This is a genomic window from Antiquaquibacter oligotrophicus (assembly GCF_020535405.1).
In the GTDB taxonomy this organism is placed as follows: domain Bacteria; phylum Actinomycetota; class Actinomycetes; order Actinomycetales; family Microbacteriaceae; genus Rhodoglobus; species Rhodoglobus oligotrophicus.
In genome coordinates, this window is sequence record NZ_CP085036.1 from 2,711,354 (window position 1) to 2,735,904 (window position 24,551).

24 protein-coding genes are annotated in these 24,551 nt (G+C 65.1%); 14 read left to right on the plus strand and 10 right to left on the minus strand.

Annotation, left to right across the window (positions count from 1 at the left end; all coding sequences use genetic code 11):
* The first annotated feature begins 26 nt into the window (after nucleotides 1-26).
* Genes LH407_RS13270 through LH407_RS13280 form a run of 3 tightly spaced genes read left to right on the plus strand, consistent with a single transcriptional unit; the run spans nucleotide 27 to nucleotide 3,219 of the window.
* Nucleotides 27-854 carry an SDR family NAD(P)-dependent oxidoreductase gene (locus LH407_RS13270; protein WP_322133508.1) on the plus strand — a complete coding sequence of 276 codons (828 nt, stop codon included), beginning with the start codon at nucleotides 27-29 and terminating at the stop codon, nucleotides 852-854.
* Complete coding sequence (locus LH407_RS13275) at nucleotides 851-1,546, plus strand: lysophospholipid acyltransferase family protein (RefSeq protein ID WP_322133507.1); 696 nt, start codon at nucleotides 851-853, stop codon at nucleotides 1,544-1,546. The genes LH407_RS13270 and LH407_RS13275 overlap by 4 nt, the downstream gene beginning before the upstream one ends.
* Nucleotides 1,543-3,219 (plus strand): FAD-binding oxidoreductase, encoded by a 1,677-nt coding sequence (locus tag LH407_RS13280; protein ID WP_322133506.1) that lies wholly within the window; start codon nucleotides 1,543-1,545, stop codon nucleotides 3,217-3,219. Before LH407_RS13275 ends, LH407_RS13280 begins: the two co-directional genes overlap by 4 nt.
* Here the strand turns inward: LH407_RS13280 and LH407_RS13285 are convergent.
* The 4 genes from LH407_RS13285 to LH407_RS13300 are packed head-to-tail and all read right to left on the minus strand — an operon-like array spanning nucleotide 3,213 to nucleotide 6,410.
* Nucleotides 3,213-3,761: a TetR/AcrR family transcriptional regulator gene (locus LH407_RS13285; RefSeq protein ID WP_322133505.1), complete on the minus strand. Its 549-nt coding sequence runs from the start codon at nucleotides 3,759-3,761 to the stop codon at nucleotides 3,213-3,215. The genes LH407_RS13280 and LH407_RS13285 overlap by 7 nt on opposite strands.
* 29 nt (nucleotides 3,762-3,790) lie before the next feature.
* Nucleotides 3,791-4,705, minus strand: coding sequence for a glycosyltransferase family 2 protein (locus LH407_RS13290; RefSeq protein WP_322133504.1), 915 nt, complete (start codon nucleotides 4,703-4,705; stop codon nucleotides 3,791-3,793).
* Between the two features lie 23 nt (nucleotides 4,706-4,728).
* Nucleotides 4,729-4,944 carry a putative acetyltransferase gene (locus LH407_RS13295; RefSeq protein ID WP_322133503.1) on the minus strand — a complete coding sequence of 72 codons (216 nt, stop codon included), beginning with the start codon at nucleotides 4,942-4,944 and terminating at the stop codon, nucleotides 4,729-4,731.
* Nucleotides 4,941-6,410, minus strand: coding sequence for an SDR family NAD(P)-dependent oxidoreductase (locus LH407_RS13300; protein ID WP_322133502.1), 1,470 nt, complete (start codon nucleotides 6,408-6,410; stop codon nucleotides 4,941-4,943). The genes LH407_RS13295 and LH407_RS13300 overlap by 4 nt, the downstream gene beginning before the upstream one ends.
* 192 nt (nucleotides 6,411-6,602) lie before the next feature.
* On the opposite strand from LH407_RS13300, the gene LH407_RS13305 reads away from it, so the two are divergent.
* The 3 genes from LH407_RS13305 to LH407_RS13315 all read left to right on the plus strand — a co-directional run bounded on the left by LH407_RS13305 (nucleotide 6,603) and on the right by LH407_RS13315 (nucleotide 9,719).
* On the plus strand, nucleotides 6,603-6,893 hold the full coding sequence (locus LH407_RS13305) for a hypothetical protein (protein WP_322133501.1): 291 nt from the start codon (nucleotides 6,603-6,605) through the stop codon (nucleotides 6,891-6,893).
* A gap of 84 nt (nucleotides 6,894-6,977) precedes the next feature.
* A complete protein-coding gene (locus tag LH407_RS13310) occupies nucleotides 6,978-9,485 on the plus strand; it encodes a DEAD/DEAH box helicase (RefSeq protein ID WP_322133500.1) in 2,508 nt (835 codons plus the stop codon).
* Between the two features lie 57 nt (nucleotides 9,486-9,542).
* A complete protein-coding gene (locus LH407_RS13315; protein WP_322133499.1) occupies nucleotides 9,543-9,719 on the plus strand; it encodes an LPXTG cell wall anchor domain-containing protein in 177 nt (58 codons plus the stop codon).
* Here LH407_RS13315 and LH407_RS13320 read toward each other — a convergent pair whose 3' ends face one another.
* Complete coding sequence (locus LH407_RS13320; protein ID WP_322133498.1) at nucleotides 9,720-10,952, minus strand: FAD-binding protein; 1,233 nt, start codon at nucleotides 10,950-10,952, stop codon at nucleotides 9,720-9,722.
* Nucleotides 10,953-10,961: 9 nt separating this feature from the next.
* Nucleotides 10,962-11,780, minus strand: a complete 819-nt coding sequence (locus LH407_RS13325) for a UbiA family prenyltransferase (protein WP_322133497.1) — start codon at nucleotides 11,778-11,780, stop codon at nucleotides 10,962-10,964.
* A gap of 51 nt (nucleotides 11,781-11,831) precedes the next feature.
* On the opposite strand from LH407_RS13325, the gene LH407_RS13330 reads away from it, so the two are divergent.
* Complete coding sequence (locus tag LH407_RS13330; protein WP_322133496.1) at nucleotides 11,832-13,199, plus strand: MFS transporter; 1,368 nt, start codon at nucleotides 11,832-11,834, stop codon at nucleotides 13,197-13,199.
* A gap of 3 nt (nucleotides 13,200-13,202) precedes the next feature.
* On the opposite strand, the gene LH407_RS13335 is transcribed toward LH407_RS13330, so the two are convergent.
* Nucleotides 13,203-14,234 carry an App1 family protein gene (locus tag LH407_RS13335; protein ID WP_322133495.1) on the minus strand — a complete coding sequence of 344 codons (1,032 nt, stop codon included), beginning with the start codon at nucleotides 14,232-14,234 and terminating at the stop codon, nucleotides 13,203-13,205.
* Nucleotides 14,235-14,271: 37 nt separating this feature from the next.
* Complete coding sequence (locus tag LH407_RS13340) at nucleotides 14,272-14,997, minus strand: SOS response-associated peptidase (RefSeq protein ID WP_322133494.1); 726 nt, start codon at nucleotides 14,995-14,997, stop codon at nucleotides 14,272-14,274.
* A gap of 110 nt (nucleotides 14,998-15,107) precedes the next feature.
* Here LH407_RS13340 and LH407_RS13345 point away from each other — a divergent pair, with 110 nt between their 5' ends.
* From LH407_RS13345 to LH407_RS13365, 5 genes are all read left to right on the plus strand, one after another.
* Nucleotides 15,108-15,758, plus strand: coding sequence for a TetR/AcrR family transcriptional regulator (locus LH407_RS13345; RefSeq protein WP_322133493.1), 651 nt, complete (start codon nucleotides 15,108-15,110; stop codon nucleotides 15,756-15,758).
* 108 nt (nucleotides 15,759-15,866) lie between these two features.
* Entirely contained in the window at nucleotides 15,867-16,691 is an 825-nt protein-coding gene (locus LH407_RS13350; protein ID WP_322133492.1) for an ABC transporter ATP-binding protein, read from the plus strand.
* Nucleotides 16,688-17,359: an ABC transporter permease gene (locus tag LH407_RS13355; protein WP_322133491.1), complete on the plus strand. Its 672-nt coding sequence runs from the start codon at nucleotides 16,688-16,690 to the stop codon at nucleotides 17,357-17,359. The genes LH407_RS13350 and LH407_RS13355 overlap by 4 nt, the downstream gene beginning before the upstream one ends.
* Nucleotides 17,356-18,102, plus strand: a complete 747-nt coding sequence (locus LH407_RS13360) for an ABC transporter permease (RefSeq protein WP_322133490.1) — start codon at nucleotides 17,356-17,358, stop codon at nucleotides 18,100-18,102. Before LH407_RS13355 ends, LH407_RS13360 begins: the two co-directional genes overlap by 4 nt.
* Before the next feature lie 2 nt (nucleotides 18,103-18,104).
* Entirely contained in the window at nucleotides 18,105-19,013 is a 909-nt protein-coding gene (locus tag LH407_RS13365) for an ABC transporter substrate-binding protein (protein ID WP_322133489.1), read from the plus strand.
* Nucleotides 19,014-19,078: 65 nt separating this feature from the next.
* Here LH407_RS13365 and LH407_RS13370 read toward each other — a convergent pair whose 3' ends face one another.
* The gene (locus LH407_RS13370; RefSeq protein WP_322134931.1) at nucleotides 19,079-19,714 is read right to left on the minus strand and encodes a DedA family protein; all 636 of its coding nucleotides are present in this window, start codon (nucleotides 19,712-19,714) and stop codon (nucleotides 19,079-19,081) included.
* Between the two features lie 63 nt (nucleotides 19,715-19,777).
* Entirely contained in the window at nucleotides 19,778-20,560 is a 783-nt protein-coding gene (locus LH407_RS13375; protein WP_322133488.1) for an aminotransferase class IV, read from the minus strand.
* Nucleotides 20,561-20,571: 11 nt separating this feature from the next.
* Here LH407_RS13375 and LH407_RS13380 point away from each other — a divergent pair, with 11 nt between their 5' ends.
* Complete coding sequence (locus tag LH407_RS13380) at nucleotides 20,572-21,885, plus strand: anthranilate synthase component I family protein (RefSeq protein ID WP_322133487.1); 1,314 nt, start codon at nucleotides 20,572-20,574, stop codon at nucleotides 21,883-21,885.
* 65 nt (nucleotides 21,886-21,950) lie between these two features.
* Nucleotides 21,951-24,494: a leucine--tRNA ligase gene (gene leuS, locus LH407_RS13385; RefSeq protein WP_322133486.1), complete on the plus strand. Its 2,544-nt coding sequence runs from the start codon at nucleotides 21,951-21,953 to the stop codon at nucleotides 24,492-24,494.
* Nucleotides 24,495-24,551 lie beyond the last annotated feature (57 nt).

The following is a 24,551-nucleotide window of genomic DNA, read 5'->3' on the forward strand; positions in this document are numbered from 1 at the left end:
GGGGGCCGTAGCGTAAGGTATCCACCATGGCAACGGCTCTCGTGACGGGCGGAACTTCCGGGATCGGAGCCGAGTTCGCCCGCCAGTTGGCTACGCGAGGATTCGATCTCGTGCTTGTGGCACGGGACAGAGAACGACTGGATGTCGCACAAGGCGAACTACATGCCGCAGCCGGCATATCCGTGGAGACGGTGCGGGCGGATCTGGCGGATCGCGAGGACCTCGCCCGTGTGGCGGCGATCATCGCCGACCCGGACCGCGAGATCGACTTCGTTGTGAACAACGCAGGTTTCGGCATCCACACGCCTCTGGCTACCCTCGACACCTCGGTGCACGAGCACGGTGTGGACGTCATGGTTCGCGCGGTCCTCGTCTTGTCGGCGGCCGCCGCGCGCACGATGTCGGGGCGCGGCCGGGGGACGATCCTCAACGTCTCGAGCCTGCAGAGCCAGCTCACGACGGGCTCGTACTCGGCGATCAAAGCCTGGGTCACGTCCTTCACCCAGAGTCTTGCGGTGGAACTCAAGGGCTCGGGCGTCCGCGTGACGGCGCTCCTGCCCGGGTGGGTTTCGACCGAATGGCATTCCCGCGCTGGAGTGCGAACGAGTTCCATCCCCGACTGGCTGTGGACGACGCCGGAGGCGGTTGTCACGAGCGCACTGCGCGACGCCGAGCGTGGTCGAATCGTCTCCATACCCACAGTTCGGTACCGAGTGCTCGGGTGGTTTGCGCGCTACCTGCCGCGACGCACGGTGCGGTGGATTTCGGGAAAGATCAGCGCACGACGTCGCGAGCCAGCCCAATCGACGCCGAGCTCCGAACATCCTGTGACAGCGGATGGAGATGCAGTATGACACGGGACAGATTCACCTCGAGGTCGATGGCGGCGGTGCGGTTTGTCGCTCAACGCGGGCTCCTCAAACCTTTGGTCTGGTCGCTCGTAAGTGTGGATGTGGTCGGTCGAGACCGCATCGCGGCCCTGGATGCCCCGTTCATCGTTATTGCGAATCACTCGAGTCATCTCGATGCGCCGCTCGTGCTCGGTGCCCTTCCTCGTCGCCACGCTCGTTACCTCGCGGCCGGGGCTGCCGCCGATTACTTCTTCGACGTCGCCTGGCGTAAGTGGCTCACAACACTGTTTTTTAATGCGTTCGCGGTGGAGCGCAATTCCGAGGGCAAACGTTCCGGTGCATCGCGCTCCCTCCTCGAGCGGAAGGTCCCGCTCCTGCTCTTCCCGGAGGGTGGCCGATCGCGTCACGGCGAGATGGGTCGCTTCAAGCCCGGCGCCGCCGCGCTGTCCATCGCCAGTGGTGCACCGTGTGTGCCCGTCGCCCTCGTCGGGGCGAGTGCCGCCATGCCCCGTGGCGTGAACTGGCCAAAGCGGGGCCGGATGCCCGTCTCCGTCGTCATCGGAGAGCCCATGATCGCCCGCGAGGGCGAGAGCACAGAAGACTTCTCGCGACGCCTCGCAGCCGAGGTTCGCGACTTGCACGAATCAGTGCTGCCGATGCCCGTTCGGCAGCACGCCAAGGAAGGACGTACATGACCGCGGTCAAGCACATGAAGTGGTGGGGCTGGGGGCGCGATGGCGTCGGATTCCATCACGAGGACAAGCCGGGTTTTGCACCCTTCGTGCTGAACGCCGTCGGTCTGGATCTCGCGACGGCGACACCGGTCGAGGAGCCTGCCTTCGACGAACTGACTGTCCCGGCGAGCACCATCGGGGAGGCGTTGCGCACGTCTCTCGTGTCGATCGTGGGCGAGGAGTACGCCACGACGGATGACCTCGTTCGGGTCATCCACACCTACGGGAAGAGCTTGCGCGACTTGGTGAGAATCCGCGCCAACTCGATCGAGCGCGCGCCCGACATCGTGGTGTATCCGGCTGACGAGAAGGAAGTTCAGGCCGTCGTCGACGCAGCCGTCGCGGCGGATGCCGTCATCATCCCGTTCGGCGGAGGAAGCAACATCGCCGGGAGCCTCGAGCCACGGGCGGGGGAGTCGCGTGTCGTCATCTCACTCGACCTCGGCCGGCTAGACAGACTGATCGAGATCGACGCCGATTCCGGACTTGCACGCATCCAGGCCGGCGCTCAGGGACCGGACCTGGAGGAGCAGCTCAACGCTCGCGGTTGGACGATCGGCCACTTCCCCGACAGCTTTACCCACTCGACACTCGGTGGGTGGGTCGCGACGCGGTCCTCTGGAATGCAGTCCGACAAGTACGGCGACATCGCCGACATCACCCGCGGCCTTCGTGTTGTGCGTCCGGGCGGTGTGCTCGTGCTGCGACCGCTTCCCAGCACGTCGAGCGGACCGAGTATTCGCGAGATGATTCTCGGCAGCGAGGGTCGTCTCGGCGTGATCACCGAGGTCACCGTTCAGGTGCACCGTAAGCCCGCCAAGCGGGACGTGTACGCGTACTTCTTCCCGACCTTCGAGGCGGGCATCCGTGCCATGCAGGACATCTCAGAATCGGATGCCGCGCCTTCCATTACCCGTATCTCCGATGCACCAGAGACCGGTTTCTCTCTCGCGACAAGTAAGGACCGTAAGGGTTTCGACAAGTTCCTTGCGGGTACCGTGCTGCCGGGTCTCATGCGGTCGAAGGGATGGGACCTCGAGAAGATCTGTCTCTCGTTCATCGGCTACGAGGGCTCGGTCCCTCACGCGAAGCGCCAGAAGAAGCTCGTTGATTCGATCGTGAAGAAGCACGGCGGCATGGGGGTTGGCACCGGCCCCGGCATCCTCTACGACCAGAAGAAGTTCGATACGCCGTACCTGCGGGATTTCCTCCTCGATCGGGGAGCGGCCGGCGACGTGTCCGAAACCGCGGCACCGTGGTCGAAGCTCATCCAGGTGCACGACAACACGATCGCGGCAGCCCAGGCGGCATACAACCAGCTCGGCATCAAGGGCTGGATCATGTCGCACATGTCGCACTCGTATCACTCCGGTGCGTGCCTCTACTTCACGTTCGCCTTCGTGTTCGGGGACGACCCGCTGGGCGAGTACGACGTCGTCAAGAAGGCGATCCAGCAGGCCTTCGTCGACAACGGCGGAACCATCTCCCACCACCACGGTGTCGGTCGGGAGCACTCCCCATGGCTCGAGGAGGACATTTCGCCCGAGGGTGTCGCCGTCATGGGTGCACTCTTCGGCGGTGCCGACCCCGGTAGCAACCTCAATCCCGGAAAGATCATCGGCGCGGGCTACTGACGCGGCGCAAGCCCCGGCCAGAGCAGGTCGAGCACACGCTCGACCCAGTCGTCGTCGGTCGGTCGTCCACGGATGAGTTCCGAGATGACCGCTCCCATGAGGATCGTGAGGGTCAGCTCCACGTCGAGGTCGGAGCGCAACTCGCCGCGTTCAACGAGCGTGTGGAGCCCGGCACGTAGTGGCTCGATGCTCGTGCGTGCGATACCGAGGAGCGACGCGCTCTGATCGGGATCGTTAGCCGACATCATCGCGGCGAGAGTTCCCCGTCCGATCACGTTCTCGATGGCGTCGCGTGAATGGCGCAGGGTCCAGCGCAAAGTCTGTTGTGCGTCCAGATCGGCTGGCAACGAAATGGGTATCGACGCGCTCGCGACGGCGGCCGAGAGCAGTGCTTCGCGGTTGTCGAAACGTCGGTACAGAGTCGTCTTCGCGACGCCGGAGGCCACCGCGACAGATTCCATGCTCACGGCGTGTGGGCCGCGAGTGCGCAAGAGGTCCAGAGCGGCACGGTAGATCCGATCGTCTACCCGACTGAGCCCCATCAGGTCATGGTAGCGAAGGGGACGTAGGGCTACTTGGCCCTTTTGTACTCGTAGATGCGCCCGCCCAGCACGGAGTAGAGCTCGCCAACACCCATGAGCAGCGTGCGGGACGAGGTCGCGCTGATCGGGCGGCGATGCCGCAGATCGCTAGCGACGAAGCGCACACCCCGGCGCACCTCCCCGAAGCCGTAGCGGACCACGGCACGACGGCCCTCGCGTTCGGCCATCACACGGCCGGCGACAACACCGTTGCGTGTCATCCGCCGAGCGACCCACCGGCGCGTCAAGCGGGTCGCGGGTGTCGGCTCGTCCACGATCGCCTCGGCGACGAAGCGGATGAGCAGCCCACGTTCCGTCAGCTTCTGGAAAAAATCGGTGTCACTGCCGCCCGTTGCCGAGAAGGCGGGGTTGAACCGGGGAGAGCCGGCGGCGATCCACGCTGTGCGACGCACACACGTGTTGTTTGTCGCCGCGCTCGGGCACACGGTGCCCGTTGGCGGGATGCCCCGCTGGAGGTAGCCACCTTCGCGCAACCACCGGGGGGCGTCATCCGGAATCTCGGTGTACACGGCGCCCAGGGTGATGTCGGACCCGGACGACTGCAGGTAATCCAGATGCTGCTGCAACCAATCGGTGTGGGCGATTTCGTCGTCGTCGACGAAGATGATCACGTCGTAGCGCTCGTCGAACTCGTCGAGACCTCGGTTGCGGGCCTGCGCAATGCCGGGCTCCGGTTCGATCACGTAGCGAGTGACGACAGGAGATGCCTCGGCGATGGAGCGTGCCGACCCCGCGGCGTCGTTGTCGACGACGACAACATCAGCTCCGAGTGCGGCTGCTTGCGGGTCGAGAGACGAGAGAAGTGCCTCGAGTTCTGCAGCGCGATTGTAGGTGGCGATGGCGATGAGGGCGCGAAGAGGATGCTTCGAGGTCTCACGCGGCACCTCTCCATCGTATGGGGACGCCATCATGCGGTGTGTCGCGGCGGCGGAGGCGGCGGGACTTCCTTCATCGCGATGATGTCCGCGATGGCGATGGTTTCGAGGCCGCGCTTGGTCGCGATCACGCAGTGTGTCGAGTCGGAGACGTGCACCCATCCGAGCGCGTCCGAAGCGCGACCGTCGTCGAGTCGATGGCGGACGACCACCCGTGTGCCCGCGGAGTACGGGAAAGCCTCGCTCACCACTGACCCGGTCGGTAATCCTTGAGGAAGACACCGAAGAGGTCCTCGCCGGCCTCACCGCGCACGACGGGATCGTAGACGCGAGCCGCGCCGTCGACGAGGTCGAGCGGAGCATGGAATCCCTCTTCGGCGAGCCGGATCTTCGTGGGATGCGGTCGCTCGTCGGTGATCCATCCCGTGTCGACGCTCGTCATGAGGATGCCGTCGGTCTCGAACATCTCTCGTGCGCTCGTGCGCGTGAGCATGTTGACCGCGGCCTTGGCCATGTTGGTGTGCGGATGCCCCGGACCCTTGTAACCGCGATTGAACACACCCTCCATCGCGCTCACGTTCACCACGTACTTGCGGCGAGCGGACGATGCCGCCATCGCGGGGCGCAACCGGGAGATGAGGATGAAGGGGGCGGTGGAGTTCGCCAGCTGCACCTCCAGGAGCTCGAGAGGGTCGACCTGGTCGACCCTCTGTGTCCAGGAGTTGATGTCGTCGACGTCGGGGATCAACCCACCCGCGTCGATGGCGGTGCCGGCAGCGAGACGCTCGAGTGAACTCGAGCCTGCCGCCATGGCCTGTTCCGTCAGCTCCTCAGCTCGAGCGGCGGCCGCGGCGAGGATCGGATGCGACGTCACCGACTGCTGGAGCGCGAGCGGATGCGCGTCGTTGGTGTGGCCGAACGTCTCGATCTCGGGCAACGGACCGTCGGGCAACGGCGCGAGCTCTGCGTCGACGAGCGGTTGATACGCGCCGGGGGAGCGGCGTACGGTCTGGGTCGCGTTGTTGATGATGATGTCAAGCGGCCCGTGGGCGGCCACCGAGTCGGCGAGGCCGATGACCTGGGCGGGGTCGCGCAGGTCGATGCCGACGATACGCAGGCGGTCAATCCACTCCGCGGAATCGGGAAGGGACGTGAAGCGGCGCACGGCGTCACGCGGGAATCGTGTCGTGATCGTCGTGTGGGCGCCATCGCGCAGCAGCCGCAGCGCGATGTACATGCCGATCTTGGCCCGGCCGCCCGTGAGTAGTGCACGCCTACCGGTGAGGTCGGTGCGGGCATCCCGCTTGGCGTGATTGAGCATCGCGCAGTCGGGGCACAGCTGGTGGTAGAAGGCGTCGACGAGCGTGTACGGCTGTTTGCAGATGTAGCAGGCGCGTGCCTTGATGAGGCTCCCGGCCGTCGGCGCGGTGGTTCGGGTGGAGATCGGAATGCCGCGTGTTTCATCGTCGATACGGTCCGGTGCGCCGGTCGCTGTGGCCGCCACGACCGCGCGGTCGGCTTCGGCGATCTGTGCGCGCAGCTCGAGCCGTCGTGCCTTCTTGACGGCTTTGAACATTCGCGCGGTCGCGCGGCGAACGGTGATGAAGTCGGGATGCTCTTCTTCGAGTTCCGCCATGGACTCGAGTACTCGCAGTGTCGTCGCAAGGTCGTCTGGGGCGATCACCGGGGCGGGCTCAGGGGTCTCGGAGGGCACACGAGATTCTACGTCGCGGCGCGAGGCCACCCGACGGCTACACGCGACGGTATCGTCCGGCGGGCGACTGGCTGACCAACGGTCTGTGGAGAGAGCACGACGCGTGCGTCATTCAGATTCTAGATTCGAGGGGTGACCGAATCGCGCATCACATCTCGCAGCTTGGGATTAGGTGGAATCATTCTTGGGAGCTTGGGGTGGATCGTTCTGATCATTCGCACGGTGTTGCTAGTCAGTGCCGTCGGCTTCCACCCGTCGATGTTCCCCTTGACCGTCCCGCTAGCAGTCGCGGGCGGAACATTCTGGGTCGCCGTGCCGGGAATCGGGGGGATTGTGCTGGGTGTCCTCTCGCGTCGACGTGAGACTCCACCCTGGGGAAAAATTGCGATCGCCATCAGCGTTGCACTCTGTGGTCTTGTCCTCGGTGGACTCATCCTCGGCGTGGTGGCGTTCCTGGTACTCGCCTCCTATACGCCCTACTAGCGAGGAACGGCCTCTCGGTCAGCGACGGGCCTTGCGGAAGGACGGAATCGTGGCGCGAGGCCACCCGACGGCTACGGTTGAGTGGTGCCCCGCCTCCTCGATCTCGCCCCTGACCCGTGGGATCCGGATGCGGCGTGGGAGGCGTTTGTCGACTGGGCTCGCGAGTCGCGCGGTCTCGACCTCTACCCCGCTCAGGAGGAGGCGCTCGTCGACCTGGTCTCCGGCAACAACGTTGTGCTCAGCACTCCGACGGGAACCGGTAAGTCGATGGTTGCGATCGCGGCCCACTTTGTCGCGCTCGCTCAGGGCCAGCGCACGTACTACACGGCACCCATCAAGGCTCTCGTGAGCGAGAAGTTCTTCGCGCTGGTCGAGATCTTCGGCCCCGAGAACGTTGGTATGGTCACGGGCGACAGCTCGGTGAACGCGGATGCGCCCATCATCTGCTGCACGGCGGAGATCCTCGCGAACCTGGCCCTGCGTCATGGCGATGCGGCTCCCGTGCAGCAGGTCGTCATGGACGAGTTCCACTACTACGGCGACCCCGAGCGCGGGTGGGCGTGGCAGGTGCCGCTCCTTACGCTCCCGCAAGCGCAGTTTTTGCTCATGTCGGCGACGCTCGGTGACATGAGTGAGATCGCGGATGATCTCTCCGCTCGCACCGGCCGCGAGACGAGTCTCATCACCGGCGTCGACCGACCGGTTCCCCTGCACTTCGATTACGCGATCGCAACGGCGCACGAAACGGTCGAGGAGTTGTTGCGGGACCACCTGTCACCGATCTATATCGTGCATTTCTCTCAGGCCGCGGCGCTCGAACGCGCGCAGGCGATGACGAGCATCAAGGTCATCAGCCGTGAGCAGCGCGACGAGATCGCGGCGGCCATCGGCGATTTCCGATTCACGACGGTGTTCGGCCAGACGTTGAGTCGTCTGGTGCGCAGCGGTATCGGTGTACACCACGCGGGAATGCTGCCCAAGTACCGTCGGCTTGTCGAGCAACTCGCGCAGCACGGTCACCTCCGGGTGATCTGCGGCACCGACACCCTCGGGGTCGGCATCAACGTGCCCATCCGCACGGTTCTTTTGACCGCGCTCACCAAGTTCGACGGAACCAAGATGCGCCAATTGAGTGCGAGGGAGTTCCACCAGATCGCCGGTCGCGCCGGTCGCGCCGGCTATGACACCGCGGGCACCGTTGTGGCCCTCGCCCCCGAGCACGAGGCCGAGAACGCGAAGTCGGTGGCCAAAGCCGGCGACGATCCGAAAAAAATGCGCAAGATCGTGCGGAAGAAACCTCCGGAGGGCTTCGTCTCGTGGAGCGCGAACAGTTTCGAGCGCATGATCGCCGCGCCGCCGGAGACGCTCACGTCGCACATGGTCGTGAGTCATTCGATGATCCTCAACGTGATTGCGCGCGGCGGCAACGCCTTCGAGGATATGCGCGACCTCATCTTCTCGAGCCATGAGTCGCGAGCATCCCAGTACGCACTCGCTCGACGCGCCCTCGCGATCTATCGCACCCTGCGAACCGCTGGTGTGGTCGTCCAGGGGGAGGAAGGCCGCATTTCGCTCACGGTGGACCTTCAAGCGAATTTTGCGCTCAACCAGCCCCTGTCGCCGTTCGCCTTGGCGGTGTTCGAGTTGCTGGATCCCGAGTCGCCGGGCTACGCGCTCGACATGATTTCCGTCTTGGAGGCGACACTCGACGATCCGCGCCCCATCCTCTCCCAGCAGCAGTTCCTCGCGCGCGGCGAGGCCGTTGCGGCGATGAAGGCCGAGGGCATCGAGTACGACGAACGAATGGAGCTCCTCGAATCGGTCACGTGGCCGAAGCCCCTCGAAGAGCTGCTCGATGCGGCGTTCGAGACCTATTCGGCGAGCCAGCCGTGGATCGGCGACTTCGCGCTCAGCCCCAAGTCCGTCGTTCGGGACATGTACGAGCGCGCCATGACCTTCGCGGACTACGTCGGCTACTACGGTCTCGCTCGAAGCGAAGGACTTGTGCTGCGCTATCTGTCCGACGCGTATCGAGCAACCCGGCAGACGATCCCGGATGACGCGAAAACCGAGCAGCTGCGCGACCTCATCGAATGGCTCGGTGAGCTCGTGCGCCAGGTCGATTCGAGTCTGGTTGACGAGTGGGAGGCGATGATCGCTGGCGTCGATACCGCGGCGGGAGACGCACCCATCGTCCCGCCAGCTCCTCCGTCCATCCTGAGCAATCCGCGGGCGTTCCGTGTCCTCGTGCGCAACGAGTTGTTCCGGCGCGTTCAGCTAGCTGCACGCGAGGACTGGGACACCCTCGGCGAACTCGACGCCGCTGCAGGCTTCGACGCAGAGGCCTGGGCGAGCGCCTTGGACGACTACTTCGACGAATACGACACGATCGGAACGGGTCCGGATGCCCGTGGCCCCGGGCTTCTCGTCATCACCGAGAAGCCCGACCACTGGGAGGTTCGCCAGATCCTCGACGACCCCGAGGGCAATCACGACTGGGGAATCACTGCGCGCGTCGATCTCGCCGAGTCGGCGGAGCTGGGAGTGGCCGCAGTTCGAATCGTCGCCGTCGGGCGGGCCGGCTCGTTCTAGACTCGGACAGGTTCGGGCGACTTCGCTCGACGTCACCAGACACGAAGAGGAGCCACCATGCCTGAACTCGCCTCCACCGGTGCGGACCTTGCGAGCCTTCTCCCGTGGATCATCGGCGCCGCCGTCATCGTTGTCGCGGGAGGAGTCCTGCTCATCCTGCGTGGGCGTCGTAAGCCAACAGCTCCCGCCCCCGAGGCCCCCACCTCGGAGTCGACGCCCGGCGACCAACTCTGACTAGAGCACGTTCCGCTCGATGAAGTCGTTGCGGAACTTCGCCCCGGGGTCCATACGTTCCATGAGCGCAACGAAGTCGGGGAGCCGCGGGTAGCGCGTCCTGTCGACCTCGTGAAAGAGCTTGCCCCAGTGCGGCCTCGCCTCGAAAGGAGCGAGAGCCTCCTCGACGACCGGGAGCAGGGGCAGCACCGCATCGGGCTCGTACTTCCAGGTGAAATGGATGGCGAGGGCATCCGTGTCGTAGGCACCACTCAGCCATAACGAGTCCGCGGCAATGCTCCGCAACTCGCTGATATGCAGGTGCGGTGTGATTCGGTCGCTCAGTGCCCGAATTGCCGAGACCGCGGCGACCGCGTGACGTCGCGGCACGATGTACTCGCTCTGGAGTTCATTGCCGTTGGACGGAGTGTGATCGAGGCGGAAGTGCGGCAACCGGTCGAGCCACGGCCCAGGCACGCCACCCTGCTGGGTCGTGTAGTCGGTTGGCATGTCGTGGATCGGATGCCGAGCGCCGAGTGCGGGAGTCGCGCCGTAGAGCGACTGAGGTGGACGACGCTCGCCGAGCACGGACTTGAGCCAGACGCGACCGACATCCTCTCCGGCCCACTGGGTGAAGACGCTCACGCTGTAGGCCCGGCCCATGATCGCGTCGAATTCGCTCAGGAGAGTGCTCCACGTCAGGCCTTCATAGACGTCTTGACGCACCTCGAAGGTCGGTTCGATGTCGAGCGTGATGCGGTGAACGATCCCGAGGGCACCGAGGGAAACAACTGCCCCGTCGAAGTCTGGGTCGGCCGGCGTGATCGTCCTCAGCGCGCCTGAGGCAGTAATGATCTCGAGCCCCGCCACCGCGCGACTGAGTGTGCCATTGCCGTCGCCGGACCCGTGTGTTCCCGTGGCGATCGCGCCAGCGACGGTGATGTGCGGCAGCGAAGCGAGGTTGCGCAGCGCCCAACCGGACGCGGCGAGAACCGGCGCGAGCTCGCCATATCGCACACCCGCCGAGAAGGACACCGTCTCGCTCTCAACGTCGATCCGGATCGCGGCAGGCAGCGACTCCAGTGACACGAGCTCCGCGGAGTCGGCCAGGTCGTGGAAGCTGTGCCGACTCCCGAGGGCGCGGATCCGGGGAGCCGCGGCCACAACCTCCTGCAGTTGCGCAAGGTTCGACGGGGTGTGGAGGGTGCTGGCGCGGTACTCGTAGTGGCGTGCCCAGTTCGTGCCGACGGTCATCTCTTCAGGCTAGTGTCCTGAGCTGGCGAGTTGAGCGACGACGATGACCGCGGCGACGAGGATGAGCCGGAACACGGCAACACTCGGTGGGCGAAACCACACCAGGACAGCACTCGTCGCAGCGATGAGCACGATCGCGGTGAAGGCCACGACGGCGAGCACCCCGGGTGTGCCGTGCCCGAAGGCGACCGCGGCGGATGCCCCAACGAGACTGACGGCGATGAGTGCCCCGGTTGCGCGGACTCCGATGCGGTGGGGAAGACCGCGCACGCCCGTGCGTCGATCGTCGTCGAGGTCGGGCAACACGTTCGCGCCGTGAGCGGCAACACCCAGGAGGCCGCCAGCAACGAGCACCCACGGCGACACGATGAAAGGCGAGGGAGAGGCCAAACCGACAAAGAGTGGGAGCGCAGCAAATCCCACGAGGTAGGCCAGGAACGACAACGGTGTGCGCTTGAGTCCGGCGTTGTACAACCACCCGGCGGCGAGAAACACGGCATGGGCCGCAGCCGCAGGGAACCCGAGAGGCAGACTCAACAGAACGGATGTCGCCGCCGAGGCGATCGCGATCACGGCAGCCGTGCGGCGAGGTAGCTCGCCCGTAGCGACAGGCTTGTCCGCGCGCTGCGTTGCGCGGTCCCGATCCGCGTCGATCCAATCGTTGGACAGGCCAATCGAGAGCTGATTGGTGAGAATGACCGCACCGACCAGAATGATGCGCAGGGTGTCCAACCCGAACGCGATAGCGAGCACCACGGCCACGATCGTGACGGTGACGGTGGGCAGCGGATGCGCGGAACGCACGATGGCGGGCATCCTCGGCGTCATCCGCCCATCGTAAGAGGGAATGGCGTCGTTGCCGTGGTGTTGACTTACCGCATGACCCGTGAACAACGACTCGTTCTCGCGATCGCCGTGCTCGCATCCTTCGTGGCGTTCCTCGACGGGTCGGTGATCAATGTCGCCCTCCCCGCGATGAGCGAGGAACTCGGCGGAGGGCTCAGCATCCAACAGTGGATCGTTGACGCCTACCTCATCACCTTGGGCTCTCTCATCCTGCTCGCCGGTTCCCTCTCGGATGTCTTCGGCCGCATCGTCGTCCTCCGTGCTGGTCTCATCGGTTTCGCGCTCACCTCCGTCGCCATCGCTCTCGCCCCGACGGGTGAACTCGTTGTTGTGCTTCGCGGACTGCAGGGAATCGCGGGCGCGCTTCTCGTGCCCAGTTCGCTCGCGCTCATTCTCTCCGCGTTCCGGGGGCCCGCTCAGGCAAAGGCCATCGGCTCGTGGACGGCATGGACGAGTGCGGCCTTCCTCGCTGGACCCTTCCTCGGCGGGGTCTTTGTCGAGTTCCTCAACTGGCGGCTGGTTTTCGCCATCAATGTGCTGCCGATCGCGGTGACACTGTGGCTCTTGGCTGTTCTGAAACATCGGGACGAGCGCAAACCCGGAGTGACGGTGGACATTCCCGGAGCCATACTCGGCATCGTGGGGCTCGGTGGCCCCGTCTTCGCCCTCATCGAGCAGCAGAACTTCGGTTGGGGCAGCCCGGTCATATTTCTGCCGATGATTGTGGGGCTTCTGAGTTTCGCGGCGTTCCTCTGGTGGCAGTCGCGCGCGAAGGCGCCCATGCTTCCCCTGGGCCTGTTCCGTATCCGCAACTTCTCGGTCGGCAACGTGTCAACGGCTTTCGTCTACGCCGCGCTCTCGGTGAGCGGCTTCATCATCGTCATCTTCCTCCAGCAGGTCGCGGGATTCAGTCCCACCGCCGCCGCAATCGCCTTCATTCCGGTATCGATCGCCAATGTCGCCCTGTCGCGCTTCTTCGGAGGCTTGAGTGCCAGGTTCGGTCCCCGAATCTTCATGACCGTCGGCCCCATCCTCGCGGGCATCGGACACCTGCTCTTCCTCTCGATGGGGGAGAGCGTGAACTACCTGACCGACGTCCTGCCGGGTGTGCTCGTGTTCTCGCTTGGCATTTCGATGACCGTCGCGCCCCTCACGTCGGCGATTCTCGCCGACATCCCGTCAGAACAGGCGGGTATCGGTTCGGCGGTCAACAATGCGGTTGCTCGTGTCGCCGGGCTCATCGGTATCGCGATGCTCGGCATCATCGTTGTCGGAACACTCGACGTTCCGGGCTTCCACCGCGTACTCATCGTGATCTCCGCCCTCATGTTCGCTGGCGGAATCGTTAGCTTCCTCGGCATTCGGAACCCTGCGCGAGACACGGCGCAGCAGCCCGAGTAGACGTCAGTCGCGAACGAGACCTGCGGCAGCGAGCTTCTCGTAGAGGCCAGCCCCGTCTGGTGCGGAGATCCAGGGGACTCCCGATACGGCGTCAGCGGCATCCGTATTGCGACCACCGGCGAGCACTGCCTCACCGGGCGACAGATTGCGAATGGCCACCGCAGCGACATTTTCGGGATGCGCCGTTGCAAACTCACGGTAGAGCTCCGGGTCGTGCTGTCCGTCGTCGCCGATGAGAAGCCATTTCGTGGTGGGGAACTCCCGCGCGATGCGCTCCAGGCTCGTGCGCTTGTGCTCCTGACCCGAACGGAAGATGCGGTCGTGCGTTGGACCCCAGTCGGTGAGCAGGAGTGGTCCGCGCGGGTAGAGGTTGCGGCTCATGAAGCGGCTGAGGGTTGGCGCAACGTTCCACGCCCCCGTGGAGAGGTAGATGATCGGCGCACCCGGGTTGGCGCTGGACAGGCGGTCGTAGAGCACGGCCATGCCGGCGACGGGAGTGCGAGCGTGCTCGTCGAGCACAAAAGTGTTCCAGGCCGCGAGGAAGGGGCGGGGGAGGGCCGTCACCATCACGGTGTCGTCGACGTCGGAAATGATGCCGAAAGCAGCATCCGGGTCCACAACAAAGATCCCGGCGGTCACCGGGTCCGTGTCTGCGGTACGCAAGATGATCGTGTTCCACCCGGGGGCGAGGTCCGCGTCCACAACTACGTCGACGATGCCCGAACGGTCGGGGTGCACGCGGTGCTCGATGCCGCCGATCGTGGCGATTACCTCGTCGTCGACAGGGATGCTGAAGAAACTCCGCCAGCCTCGGACCTTCTCCGCTCGTGTCGGTGCTGCGGCCCCACGCGAGAGCACAACTCTGCACAGGAGTCGCGCCCATCCCGGAGCGCCATAACCGGAGTAGGGAATGATCGTGGTGATCAGGCCACGCCGACGCCCGCGCCGCTCACGCCACGCGTTGATCGCGTCCTCGATGCGGGCTGCCCGGTGCAGAAGCGGCTGGGCCCCGCCGTCCTTCTTGCCGCGAGCCATAACTCCAGTCTTACAGAGTGTTGGCAACCCGTCTGTCTCAGACGGGTTGGATCATCTCCACCGAGTCACCGCGGATGGGTGAGGCTATGCGGTGGAACTGTAGGCTCTCCGCCACCGGGGTCGCGGCATCCACCATCGCCTCGACGAAGGCTCTGTCGCCCAATGTCGCAGGGTCCACCCACGTTTCCAGCTGATCACGGGGAATGGTGACGGGGGTGCGATCGTGAATCCACGCGACGTCGCCGACTGCTTCTCGCGTGAGGATCGTGGTCGTGAGGTGCCACCGCAGCGGATTGTCGGGCGCGAGGGTCGGATCGGCCCACCAGGAGTAGAGGCCAGCGAAAAGCAGAAGTCCTTCAGGCGGGTGAATGAAGTAGGGAACCTTCGTCGATCCTTCGGTGTGCGTCTCGTAATACCCGATGGCCGGGATGATCGCGCGTTGGCGTTTCACGGGCTCGCGAAACGATGCTTTCTCCGTCACCGTTTCGCTCCGCGCGTTGAAGAGCGGATTCCGGCTTCGGAGTTCTTTCGAGAAGCTCGGTGTGAGCCACCACTGCGCGAGCTCCGCTCGACGCACGGTCTCACTTGTGGGATCGCGGCGATCGGTGAGTGTCTCGAGCAAAATGGGCACGGGATCCGTTGGCCGGATGTTGTACGAAGGTTTCCAGTCGGCCCGCCAGTCCTCGGGGGAAAGGCCGGTGGACTCGACGAACTCCGTGATGAGTTCGTTCACCGTGTCATCCATGGCGAAACGCCCGCACATAGGCCCTCCCGAGGGATTCTCGACCGATATTCCGCGAGTCGTGCTCGACTACCCCGGTAGACAAAACGGTCGAGCGCTATCATAAAGGCCACTTCGAGCAAGGAGCGGATGTGGCCGCAGACATCATGGATCTGAGTGAGACGCGAGTTCCGCTCCGGAACGAGCCGGTTCAGGCGCGCAGTACGGCGCGGCTGGAGGGGCTCCTCGACGCCGCCGCAAGCATTGTCGATGAGATCGGTTTCGAACGTCTCACCACGGCGATGGTTGCCGAACGAGCGGGCGCGTCCATCGGCACCGTTTACCGGTACTTCCCCGATCGCATCGCGGTGCTTCAGGCGCTCGGAGCTCGCAACCTGGAGAGAGTGCTCACGCGCGTGGGCGACGAGGTGTTGCGCCCGGAGCACCCGACGTGGGTCGCGGCTCTCACTGCCGCGATGGACATTCTTGTGGCCGCGTTCCGCACGGAGCCCGGATTCCGTGGGCTCCGAGTGGGGGATGCCATCGACCTGGGTCCGTCGTCCCACGATCGGACCTTCAAGTCGATCCTCGCCGATCGGATGCTCGACGGGCTCGTCGAACGATTTGGTATCGAGGACTCCGCGGAACTCCGAGTGCGATTCGAGGCGGTCATCGAAGTGTCGGATGCCTTGGCCTCTCGTGCCTTCTTCAGCGATCCGGCCGGTGACGAGCGGTTCTTCCAGCTCGGCTATGAAGCTACGACGGTTCTTCTTGCGCCATATCTCGGTGACGTTGCGATTTAAGACGCCCATTCGCTAGCGGCAATCCGGAATGTCCGGGGCCTCGAATACGGTTGAGCCTGAACAACTGGCAGCAACCGTGCGCGGGGCACGAGGAATGAGCCGTAGTCGATGATTGAGTTTCGTTCGGTCTCGAAGGTGTTCGCGGACGGAACAGCGGCCGTCGCTGACTTCAGTCTGGTCATCCCCGCGCGCAAGACAACCGTTCTTGTCGGATCGTCCGGTAGTGGCAAAACGACACTCCTGCGCATGATCAATCGCATGGTGGACCCGAGCTCCGGAGTCATCGAGATCGACGGTGAGGATGTCCAGAAGCGCGACGCGGTCAAACTGCGCCGCAGTATCGGCTACGTCATGCAGAACTCTGGGCTGCTGCCGCATCTCAAAGTTATCGACAACATCGCAACCGTGCCCCTCCTGAACGGCGTCTCGCGCAAGCAAGCCCGCGCGCGAGCACTCGACTTGCTCGACACCGTCGGTCTGCAGCGAACTCTCGCCGACCGGTACCCGAGCCAGCTGTCCGGCGGCCAGCAGCAGCGTGTCGGTGTCGCCCGCGGACTCGCTGCTGACCCCAACATCCTCCTCATGGACGAGCCGTTCGGAGCGGTCGACCCCATTGTTCGTGCGGAGCTGCAGCAGGAGACAATCCGTTTGCAGCGCGACCTCGACAAGACGGTGGTGTTCGTCACGCACGACATCGACGAGGCGTTCCTCCTTGGTGACCAGGTCGTCATTCTCGAGCGCGGCGCCAGCATCGCTCAGGTCGGTAGCCCGACGGAGATCATCGAGAATCCCGCGAGCGAGTTCGTTGCCGACTTCGTGGGACTGGAGCACGGCAAGCGTGCGCTCAGCATCCGTCAGACGGCACACGGCCCGATCCTCGTGGATGGTGCTGGTAGGGCCGCTGGCGTGCTGGTCGACGGTGGCGCGCCGTGACCTGGCTGCCCAACAATTTCGGCCTGGTGTGGGAGCTCACGCTCGCCCACCTGTGGCTGGCGATTCCGCCGATCGTGCTCGGCTTCGTGATCTCGATTCCCCTGGGATGGCTCGCGTACCGCTTCAAGCTCACGCGGGGACTTCTCCTCACCGTCGCGGGGCTCCTGTACACGATCCCGTCTCTCGCGCTCTTCGTGATCCTTCCGCCGCTGCTCGGGATCAGCTTCCTCAGCTCGCTGAACCTCACCATTGCGTTGACGCTCTACGCCATCGCCCTTATGGCCAGGTCGATTGCCGATGCTCTCGCCTCGGTTGACCCCGCCGTCCGATCGTCCGCGACGGCGGTCGGTTACGGCTCGTGGCGAAGATTTTGGGGTGTCGAGTTTCCGCTTGCGGGGCCCGTCATCCTCGCGGGACTCCGCGTGACCGCGGTCAGCACGATCAGCCTCGTCCCCGTCGGCATACTCATTGGAGTCCAGAGTCTCGGTTATCTCTTCACGAACGGTTATCAGCGCGGCATCGTCGAGGAGATTCTTGTCGGCGTCGTGATGGTGGTGGCGCTTGCGCTGCTCGTCGACGGCCTGCTCATCCTGATTGGCCGGATGCTCATGCCCTGGGCACCCCGCAGAGCGCGTCGAACCCGGGCGCTGCAGGGGGTGGGTGCATGAACCTCTTCGCCGAGGCCATCGCCTGGATCTTCTCGCCTGACCGCCTTGCCGACAACGTGCCGCTACCGACTCTTATCGTGCAGCACGTGTACTTCACGTTCCTCTCGGTGCTCATCGCCGCGGTCATCGCCATCCCGCTCGGCTATCTCATCGGCCACACGGGCCGCGGCCGCGAATTCGCGGTCGGTCTTTCTGGGGCCGCCCGCGCGGTGCCGTCTTTCGGTCTGATTCTCCTGCTTGTCCTCGTGATCGGAGTGACCCAGAAGCCTCTCGCGGCCTCCGTCGCCTTTGTGCTCCTAGCCATTCCTTCGATCCTTGCCGGCGCGTATTCGGGTCTCGAGCAAATCGACCGCAGGGTCGTGGATGCGGCCCGCGCGATGGGCATGACGGAGTGGCAGATTTTGTGGAAGGTGGAGGTTCCTCTCGGTCTTCCCCTGCTCATCGGTGGGTTGCGAGCGGCAACTCTCCAAGTGGTCGCGACCGTGACGTTGGCCGCCTACATCGGGCTCGGTGGGCTGGGTTTGCCGATCATCTCCGGCCTTGCCTTGCGTCGTTTCGATCAGATGCTCGGAGCCGCACTCGTCATCGTTGTTCTTGCGCTCGCGCTCGACGGCCTCTTCGCCATTCTGCAGCACGCCGTTGTGCCGCGCGGGGTCGCGAGCGGTCGGTCATCGGATGTCCGTTCCGCGCCAACCCGGCGCGGTGCGGTGGTGGGAACCCCCATCGAAGAAGGAAAAGGATGAACATGTTCACAGCCAGGAACAAAGGCCGGCTCGCCATCGGTGCAGCCGTGGTCGGGGTGGCATTGGCCCTGTCAGGGTGTGCGTCAGGAGATCCGTTGGACCCGGGTACGGACTCGGGTTCCTCCGACGCAATCGTTGTCGGCTCTCAGGCGTATTACTCCAACGAGATCATCGCGGAGATCTACGCCCAGGCTCTCGAGGGTGCAGGTTTCACCGTCGAGCGTCAGTTCCAGATCGGTCAGCGCGACGCCTACCTCCCGTCGCTCGAGTCGGGTGAGATCGATCTCTTCCCCGAGTACAGCGGCAATCTGCTCCAGTTCTATTCGCCCGACACCACTGCGACGACCTCCGACGAGGTGTACGCCGAGCTGCAGGATGCCCTCCCTGAGGGACTCACGGTGCTCGATCAGTCGTCGGCGACGGACCAGGACTCCTACAACGTCACCGCCGCGTTCGCCGAGGAGAACAACCTCGCCTCGCTCGCCGACCTCGCCAAGGTGAGTGTTCCGCTCACCCTCGGTGGCCCCGCGGAACTCGAGGAGCGGCCGTACGGCCCGAGTGGTCTCCTCGAGAAGTACAACGTCACGGTGGCCTTCCAGGCGACCGGCGACACGACCGTCGCCGATCTCGTCGCGGGTACGGTCAACATCGCGAACGTCTACAGTGCTGACCCGCGCATCGAGACCGAGGACCTTGTGACGCTCGCCGACCCCGATGGCCTCTTCTTGGCCTCGAACGTCGTGCCGCTCGTGAACGCGGATGTCGCCGATGAGATCGCGGATGTCATCAACGCCGTCAGCGCAGCACTCACGCCGGAGGGTCTCGTCGCCCTCAACGTGCAGTCGACCGTCGACGAGCTGTCGAGTGCGGAGATCGCCTCGCAGTGGCTCGCGGAGAACAACCTCGACTGAGTTGTCACCTCATCGCCCGTCGCATCCACCGGGTGCGGCGGGCGATGCCGTTAACGCGCGACCTCTCAGGCGGAGTCGCGTTCTGCCGCTCGCCCGAGTACCCGCTTCACGATGAGAACCACCACCAGAAACGCCGCGATGATCCCGACGAAGATGTAGCCGGCGTAGTGCAGGTTGCCGAGCATCTCACGAAAGCTTCCGGCTGCGAACGTTCCGACGGAGACGTACGCGAACGTCCAGATCGTGGTGGCGGGAATCGTCCACGCGAGGAATGTGCGGTACGACATGGAACTCATGCCGACGGTGAGTGGCACGACGGAGTGCAGGACGGGCAGGAATCGCGAGATAAACACGGCGATACCCCCGCGCCGCGCGACATAACGCTCAGCGCGCAGCCAGTTGGCCTCGCCGATTCGGCGTCCGAGGCGCGAAGCCCGGATGCGCGGGCCGAAGAACCGCCCCAGTGCGAAGCCGATGCTCTCACCGACGAGAGCCCCCACGATCACGGCGAGGACGAGCGCGCCGTACTCGAGCGGGCCGTCCACCGCTGTTGAGGCCACCAACACGATGGTGTCGCCCGGCACGATGAGCCCAATGAGGATCGAGGTTTCGAGCATGATGCCGACACCCGCGATGATGGTGCGCAGAACGGGGTCCACAGATTGGACGAGGTCGAGGATCCAGAGCAGGGCCGCGTTCAGCCACCCCGAGAATCCGTCGATCGGTGTGGAGGCGAGGGCACCGATGAAATCCACTCCGCCAGCCTAGAGCTCGCTCCTGAGAGCGACCATACGGGTGCGCCATGAGGCGAGTCGGCCGGGCAACTCGGCGAGCTCTGGGCCACCGACCCACGACGTCGCGATGCGGATGCCGTGAAGCGCCGAGAGCGCCCACAGTTCGGTCCCGTCCAGTTCCGACGGGGTGACGGCCTCTTCGTGGGTGTCCATCCCGATTGCCGCAGCGAGGGTGAGGACGGTTCTCGCGGTGACACTCGCGACCCGATCGAACTCTGCCGGGGGACCGCACAGGATGTCTCCCCGCCACCACAGGAGGGCGCTGTAGGCGCCCTCGACGACGTAGCCGTCTGGCGTGAGTATGACCGCCTCATCGGCCCCGAAGGACTGCACCGAGGTGCGAACGCGGGAGAGCGCCTCGAGATCCGGTCCCTTCACACGCGGCGTTGTCCGTGGGTCGGTGCCGGTCCAGGTGGCGAGTACGGCGCTGCGCTTGCGCTCCGGCGCGCTGCGCAAACGAAAGACGAGTCGGTAACCGCCGCTCCGCGCGTGCAGTTCGACTCGGGGGAACCAGTCGCCCTCGCGCGGGATGGTCGCGATGGCGGCGTTCCAGAAGGCGTCGATGTCGTGTTGCTGCGTGGCATCCGCTGGAATGCTGTCGAAGAATCGCGAGCGGTGCAGGTCGAGCCCGAGCGCGCGGCCCTCACTCACGAGCCAGGAGTCGGCGACGATCGTGCGGGTCTCGGTCATGTCGCAGTACTCGAGGGCTTCCAGCTCCGAGCCCCGCCACCGGTAGATCGACTCCACACTCATAGGCTTAGGGTATGCGCCTGCGCCTGACGACGGCCGACCTGGGGCGGTGGGTTGACCCGGAGACCGCGTGGATGGCATGGTGCGCGTCGCATCCGTCGGCGTTCTGGCTCGACAGTGGCGCCTCGGCGACAACGGGTATGAGTTACCTCGGTATCGCCGCCGAGACCCGCACCAGTTTCGACGGCCCCGTGCTCGATTGGTTGCGTGAGCAGTCCACGGAGGTCGATGTTGCGTCCGTGGCGGGAGGCTTCCGTCTCGGATGGGTCGGCTGGTTCGGCTACGAATTGCGCTCCGAGACCATGGGAACACCCCGAACTCGGCAGTCGCGGTACCCGGATGCCGCGTGGCTCCGCATCGAGCAGTGTTTGGCGTTCGACCACACGACGCACACGGTGTACGCCTACTCCGTGGGTGATGCCGAGGGTTTCCGCGATGAGGTTCTCGCCGCGCTCGACGCGACCCCGCCGCTGCTTCCGCCGGACTCTCCCGCGCCTGCGAGCGACGCGACCTGGGCTTACTCCGACGAGGAGTATCTCGCGATGATCCGCGAGTGCCAGGCGGCGATCCGCGAGGGGGACGCCTACCAGTTGTGTCTCACGACGGAGGCTCGTGTCGACGTCTCCCCGGACCCGTTCGAGACCTACCGCAGGCTCCGCGCGTCGAGCCCGACTCACCACGGTGCTCTGCTGGTAGCCGACGGGGTCGCGTTGCTCAGTGCATCACCGGAAACGTTCTTGACGGTGTCGCCCTCCGGTGTGGTGACGACGAGTCCGATCAAGGGCACACGCCCGCGTGGTGCCGACGATGCCGCAGATCACGAGTTGCGTGTCGAGTTGGAAGCGAGCGCTAAGGAGCGCGCGGAGAACCTCATGATCGTCGACCTCATGCGCAACGATCTGACCCGCGTGTGCCGCGTCGGATCCGTGGACGTGACGAGTCTGTTGACTGTCGAGTCGTACGCCCACGTGCACCAACTCGTGAGCACGGTGCGGGGGGAGTTGCTCGAGGGACTCACCGCGATCGACGCCGTTGAGGCGTGTTTTCCCGCCGGTTCGATGACGGGTGCGCCGAAGCGTTCGGCGACCCTGATCCTCGATCGACTGGAGCGACGAGCGCGCGGCATCTACTCGGGCGCGTTCGGCTATCTCGGCTTCGATGGGGCGCTCGACCTCGCCATGGTCATCCGCTCGATCGTCATCGATGCCGCCGGTTCCACCGTGGGAACAGGTGGGGGCATTACGGCGTTATCCATTCCAGAAGAGGAGCTCGACGAGGCGCGACTGAAGGCCGCAGCGCTCCTGGCGGTGCTCGGAGCGCGAGCCTGACGTCGAACCTTCGATAACCTTGACTGGCTCTCCCGGTCATCTCCGGCACACGAAGTGGATTTTCCTTGACGCAGCACGACGACGCCCCCGAGTACGACTTCGCAGCGATTCAGGCGAAGTGGCAGCCCATTTGGGATGACCTGCGACCCTTCGCGACGGACAATCCCGCCGACACACGGCCGCGCAAGTACGTGCTCGACATGTTCCCGTACCCCTCCGGCGATCTCCACATGGGTCATGCCGAGGCGTACGCGCTCGGCGACGTTATCGCCCGCTACTGGCGGCAGCAGGGCTTCAACGTCATGCACCCGATCGGGTGGGACTCTTTCGGTCTGCCAGCCGAGAACGCCGCCATCAAGCGCGGAATTGACCCGCGCGAGTGGACCTACGCCAACATCGAGCAGCAGAAGTCGAGCATGAAGCGTTACGCGGCATCGTTCGACTGGGATCGGATGCTCGCCACGAGCGACCCCGAGTACTACAAGTGGAACCAGTGGCTGTTCCTCAAGCTCTACGAGAAGGGCCTCGCGTACCGCAAGGCCAGCTGGGTGAACTGGTGCCCCCACGACCAGACAGTGCTCGCCAACGAGCAGGTCGTCAATGGCCGCTGCGAGCGCTGCGACCACATCGTGGAGAAGAAGCAGCTCACGCAGTGGTACTTCAAGATCACCGACTACGCTGACCGCCTGCTCGACGACCTCAACCAGCTCGAGGGATCGTGGCCCGCAAAGGTCATCACGATGCAGCGCAACTGGATCGGTCGTTCGGTCGGCGCCGACGTCGACTTCGAGATCGAGGGTCTCGACCGCAAGGTGACCGTCTTCACCACGCGACCCGACACACTCTTCGGCGCGACGTTCATGGTGGTCGCACCCGACTCCGACCTCGCGGCGGAGCTGGCGGCAGGTTCCACCGCCGAAGTGCGTCAGTCGTTTGCGGACTACCTCACCCAGGTGCAGAAGAGCACCGAGGTGGAGCGTCAGGACGCCACACGCGAGAAGACGGGCATCCCGCTCGATCGTTTTGCCATCAACCCCATCAACGGAGAGCGCATCCCGATCTGGGCGGCAGACTACGTGCTGGCCGACTACGGTCACGGTGCCGTCATGGCCGTGCCTGCTCACGACCAGCGCGACCTGGACTTCGCCCTGAAGTTCGGTCTGCCCGTGAAGGTCGTTGTCGACACGCTAGCTCCCGTGACGGGTGCGATTCCCGTCATCACCGAGGAGATGCTCGCGGAGGAGCCGCCCACGATCGATCCCGCCGTCACCGGTGAGGCGCTCTCGGGTGAAGGCCGCATGATGAACTCTGGCCCGCTCGACGGGCTCAGCAAGCAGAACGCGATCAAGCGTGTCATCGAGCTGCTCGAGGCCGCCGGCACAGGGCGCGCGGCGAAGACCTACCGCCTGCGCGACTGGCTCATCAGCCGTCAGCGCTACTGGGGAACTCCGATTCCGATCATCCACGGTGCCGATGGCGAGCTCATCCCCGTGCCGGAGGAGCAGCTGCCCATCACGCTGCCGCCCACCGAGGGTCTCGACCTGCAGCCGAAGGGCCAGTCGCCGCTCGGTGCGGCCCACGACTGGGTGACCGTGCCCGACCCGCGCGACGGCAGCCCGGCGCGCCGCGACCCCGACACGATGGACACGTTTGTGGACTCGTCGTGGTACTTCCTGCGCTTCCTCGACCCGAACGACGACACGAAGGCGTTCGACCCCAAAGAAGCCGAGAAGTGGGCGCCGGTCGACCAGTACGTCGGTGGTGTGACGCACGCGATTCTGCACCTGCTCTACGCGCGATTCATCACCAAGGTGCTCTTCGACCTCGGCTACGTGAGCTTCACGGAGCCTTTCAGCGCGCTGCTCAACCAGGGTCTCGTGCTCATGGACGGCTCGGCGATGTCGAAGAGCCGCGGCAACCTCGTGCGTCTCTCCGACCAGCTCGACGAGCACGGTGTCGACGCCGTTCGCCTGACGATGGCGTTCGCCGGCCCCCCGGAGGACGACATCGACTGGGCGGATGTTTCGCCCGCTGCCGCGTCGAAGTTCCTCGCTCGCGCCTGGCGCCTGTCGGGGGATGTGACGAGTGACCCCGGTGTGGTCTGGAAGACGGGTGATGTCGCGCTGCGACGCCAGGTACACCGCTTCCTGCACGATGGCCCCGGTCTCGTCGAGTCGTTCAAGTTCAACGTGCTCGTCGCGCGCCTCATGGAGCTCGTCAACGCGACACGTAAGGCGATCGACAGCGGCCCCGGTGGGGGAGACGCTGCCGTGCGTGAGGCCACCGAGGCGATCGCCGTCGGCCTGAGCCTCTTCGCGCCGTACGTCGCTGAGGAGATGTGGGAGCGTCTCGGCCACGAGCCGACCGTTGCCCTCGCCGGCTGGCGTAAGGCCGACCCGACGCTCCTCATCGAGGAGTCGATCATGGCGATCCTGCAGGTCGACGGCAAGGTGCGCGACAAGGTCGAGGTGAGCCCGCGTGTCACACGCGAGGAGCTGGAGGCTCTCGCGGCGGCATCGCCGAACGTGCAGCGGGCCATCGGTGGCCGCGAGATCGCGAACGTCATCGTGCGGCCCCCACGCCTCGTCAACATCGCGACGAAGGGCTAGCGACTTCACGGATGCTCGGGCTCGGGCATCCGTGAACCTCGGGCCTTTCTAGCCTCG

Excerpts from the sequence above, each read along its gene's own strand:
- LH407_RS13270 (WP_322133508.1), top strand. The coding sequence starts at position 27 with ATGGCAACGGCTCTCGTGACGGGCGGAACTTCCGGGATCGGAGCCGAG.
- LH407_RS13275 (WP_322133507.1), top strand. The coding sequence starts at position 851 with ATGACACGGGACAGATTCACCTCGAGGTCGATGGCGGCGGTGCGGTTT.
- LH407_RS13280 (WP_322133506.1), top strand. The coding sequence starts at position 1,543 with ATGACCGCGGTCAAGCACATGAAGTGGTGGGGCTGGGGGCGCGATGGC.
- LH407_RS13285 (WP_322133505.1), bottom strand. The coding sequence starts at position 3,761 with ATGGGGCTCAGTCGGGTAGACGATCGGATCTACCGTGCCGCTCTGGAC.
- LH407_RS13315 (WP_322133499.1), top strand. The coding sequence starts at position 9,543 with ATGCCTGAACTCGCCTCCACCGGTGCGGACCTTGCGAGCCTTCTCCCG.
- LH407_RS13320 (WP_322133498.1), bottom strand. The coding sequence starts at position 10,952 with ATGACCGTCGGCACGAACTGGGCACGCCACTACGAGTACCGCGCCAGC.
- LH407_RS13325 (WP_322133497.1), bottom strand. The coding sequence starts at position 11,780 with ATGACGCCGAGGATGCCCGCCATCGTGCGTTCCGCGCATCCGCTGCCC.
- LH407_RS13330 (WP_322133496.1), top strand. The coding sequence starts at position 11,832 with ATGACCCGTGAACAACGACTCGTTCTCGCGATCGCCGTGCTCGCATCC.
- LH407_RS13335 (WP_322133495.1), bottom strand. The coding sequence starts at position 14,234 with ATGGCTCGCGGCAAGAAGGACGGCGGGGCCCAGCCGCTTCTGCACCGG.
- LH407_RS13340 (WP_322133494.1), bottom strand. The coding sequence starts at position 14,997 with ATGTGCGGGCGTTTCGCCATGGATGACACGGTGAACGAACTCATCACG.
- LH407_RS13350 (WP_322133492.1), top strand. The coding sequence starts at position 15,867 with ATGATTGAGTTTCGTTCGGTCTCGAAGGTGTTCGCGGACGGAACAGCG.
- LH407_RS13360 (WP_322133490.1), top strand. The coding sequence starts at position 17,356 with ATGAACCTCTTCGCCGAGGCCATCGCCTGGATCTTCTCGCCTGACCGC.
- LH407_RS13365 (WP_322133489.1), top strand. The coding sequence starts at position 18,105 with ATGTTCACAGCCAGGAACAAAGGCCGGCTCGCCATCGGTGCAGCCGTG.
- LH407_RS13375 (WP_322133488.1), bottom strand. The coding sequence starts at position 20,560 with ATGAGTGTGGAGTCGATCTACCGGTGGCGGGGCTCGGAGCTGGAAGCC.
- LH407_RS13380 (WP_322133487.1), top strand. The coding sequence starts at position 20,572 with ATGCGCCTGCGCCTGACGACGGCCGACCTGGGGCGGTGGGTTGACCCG.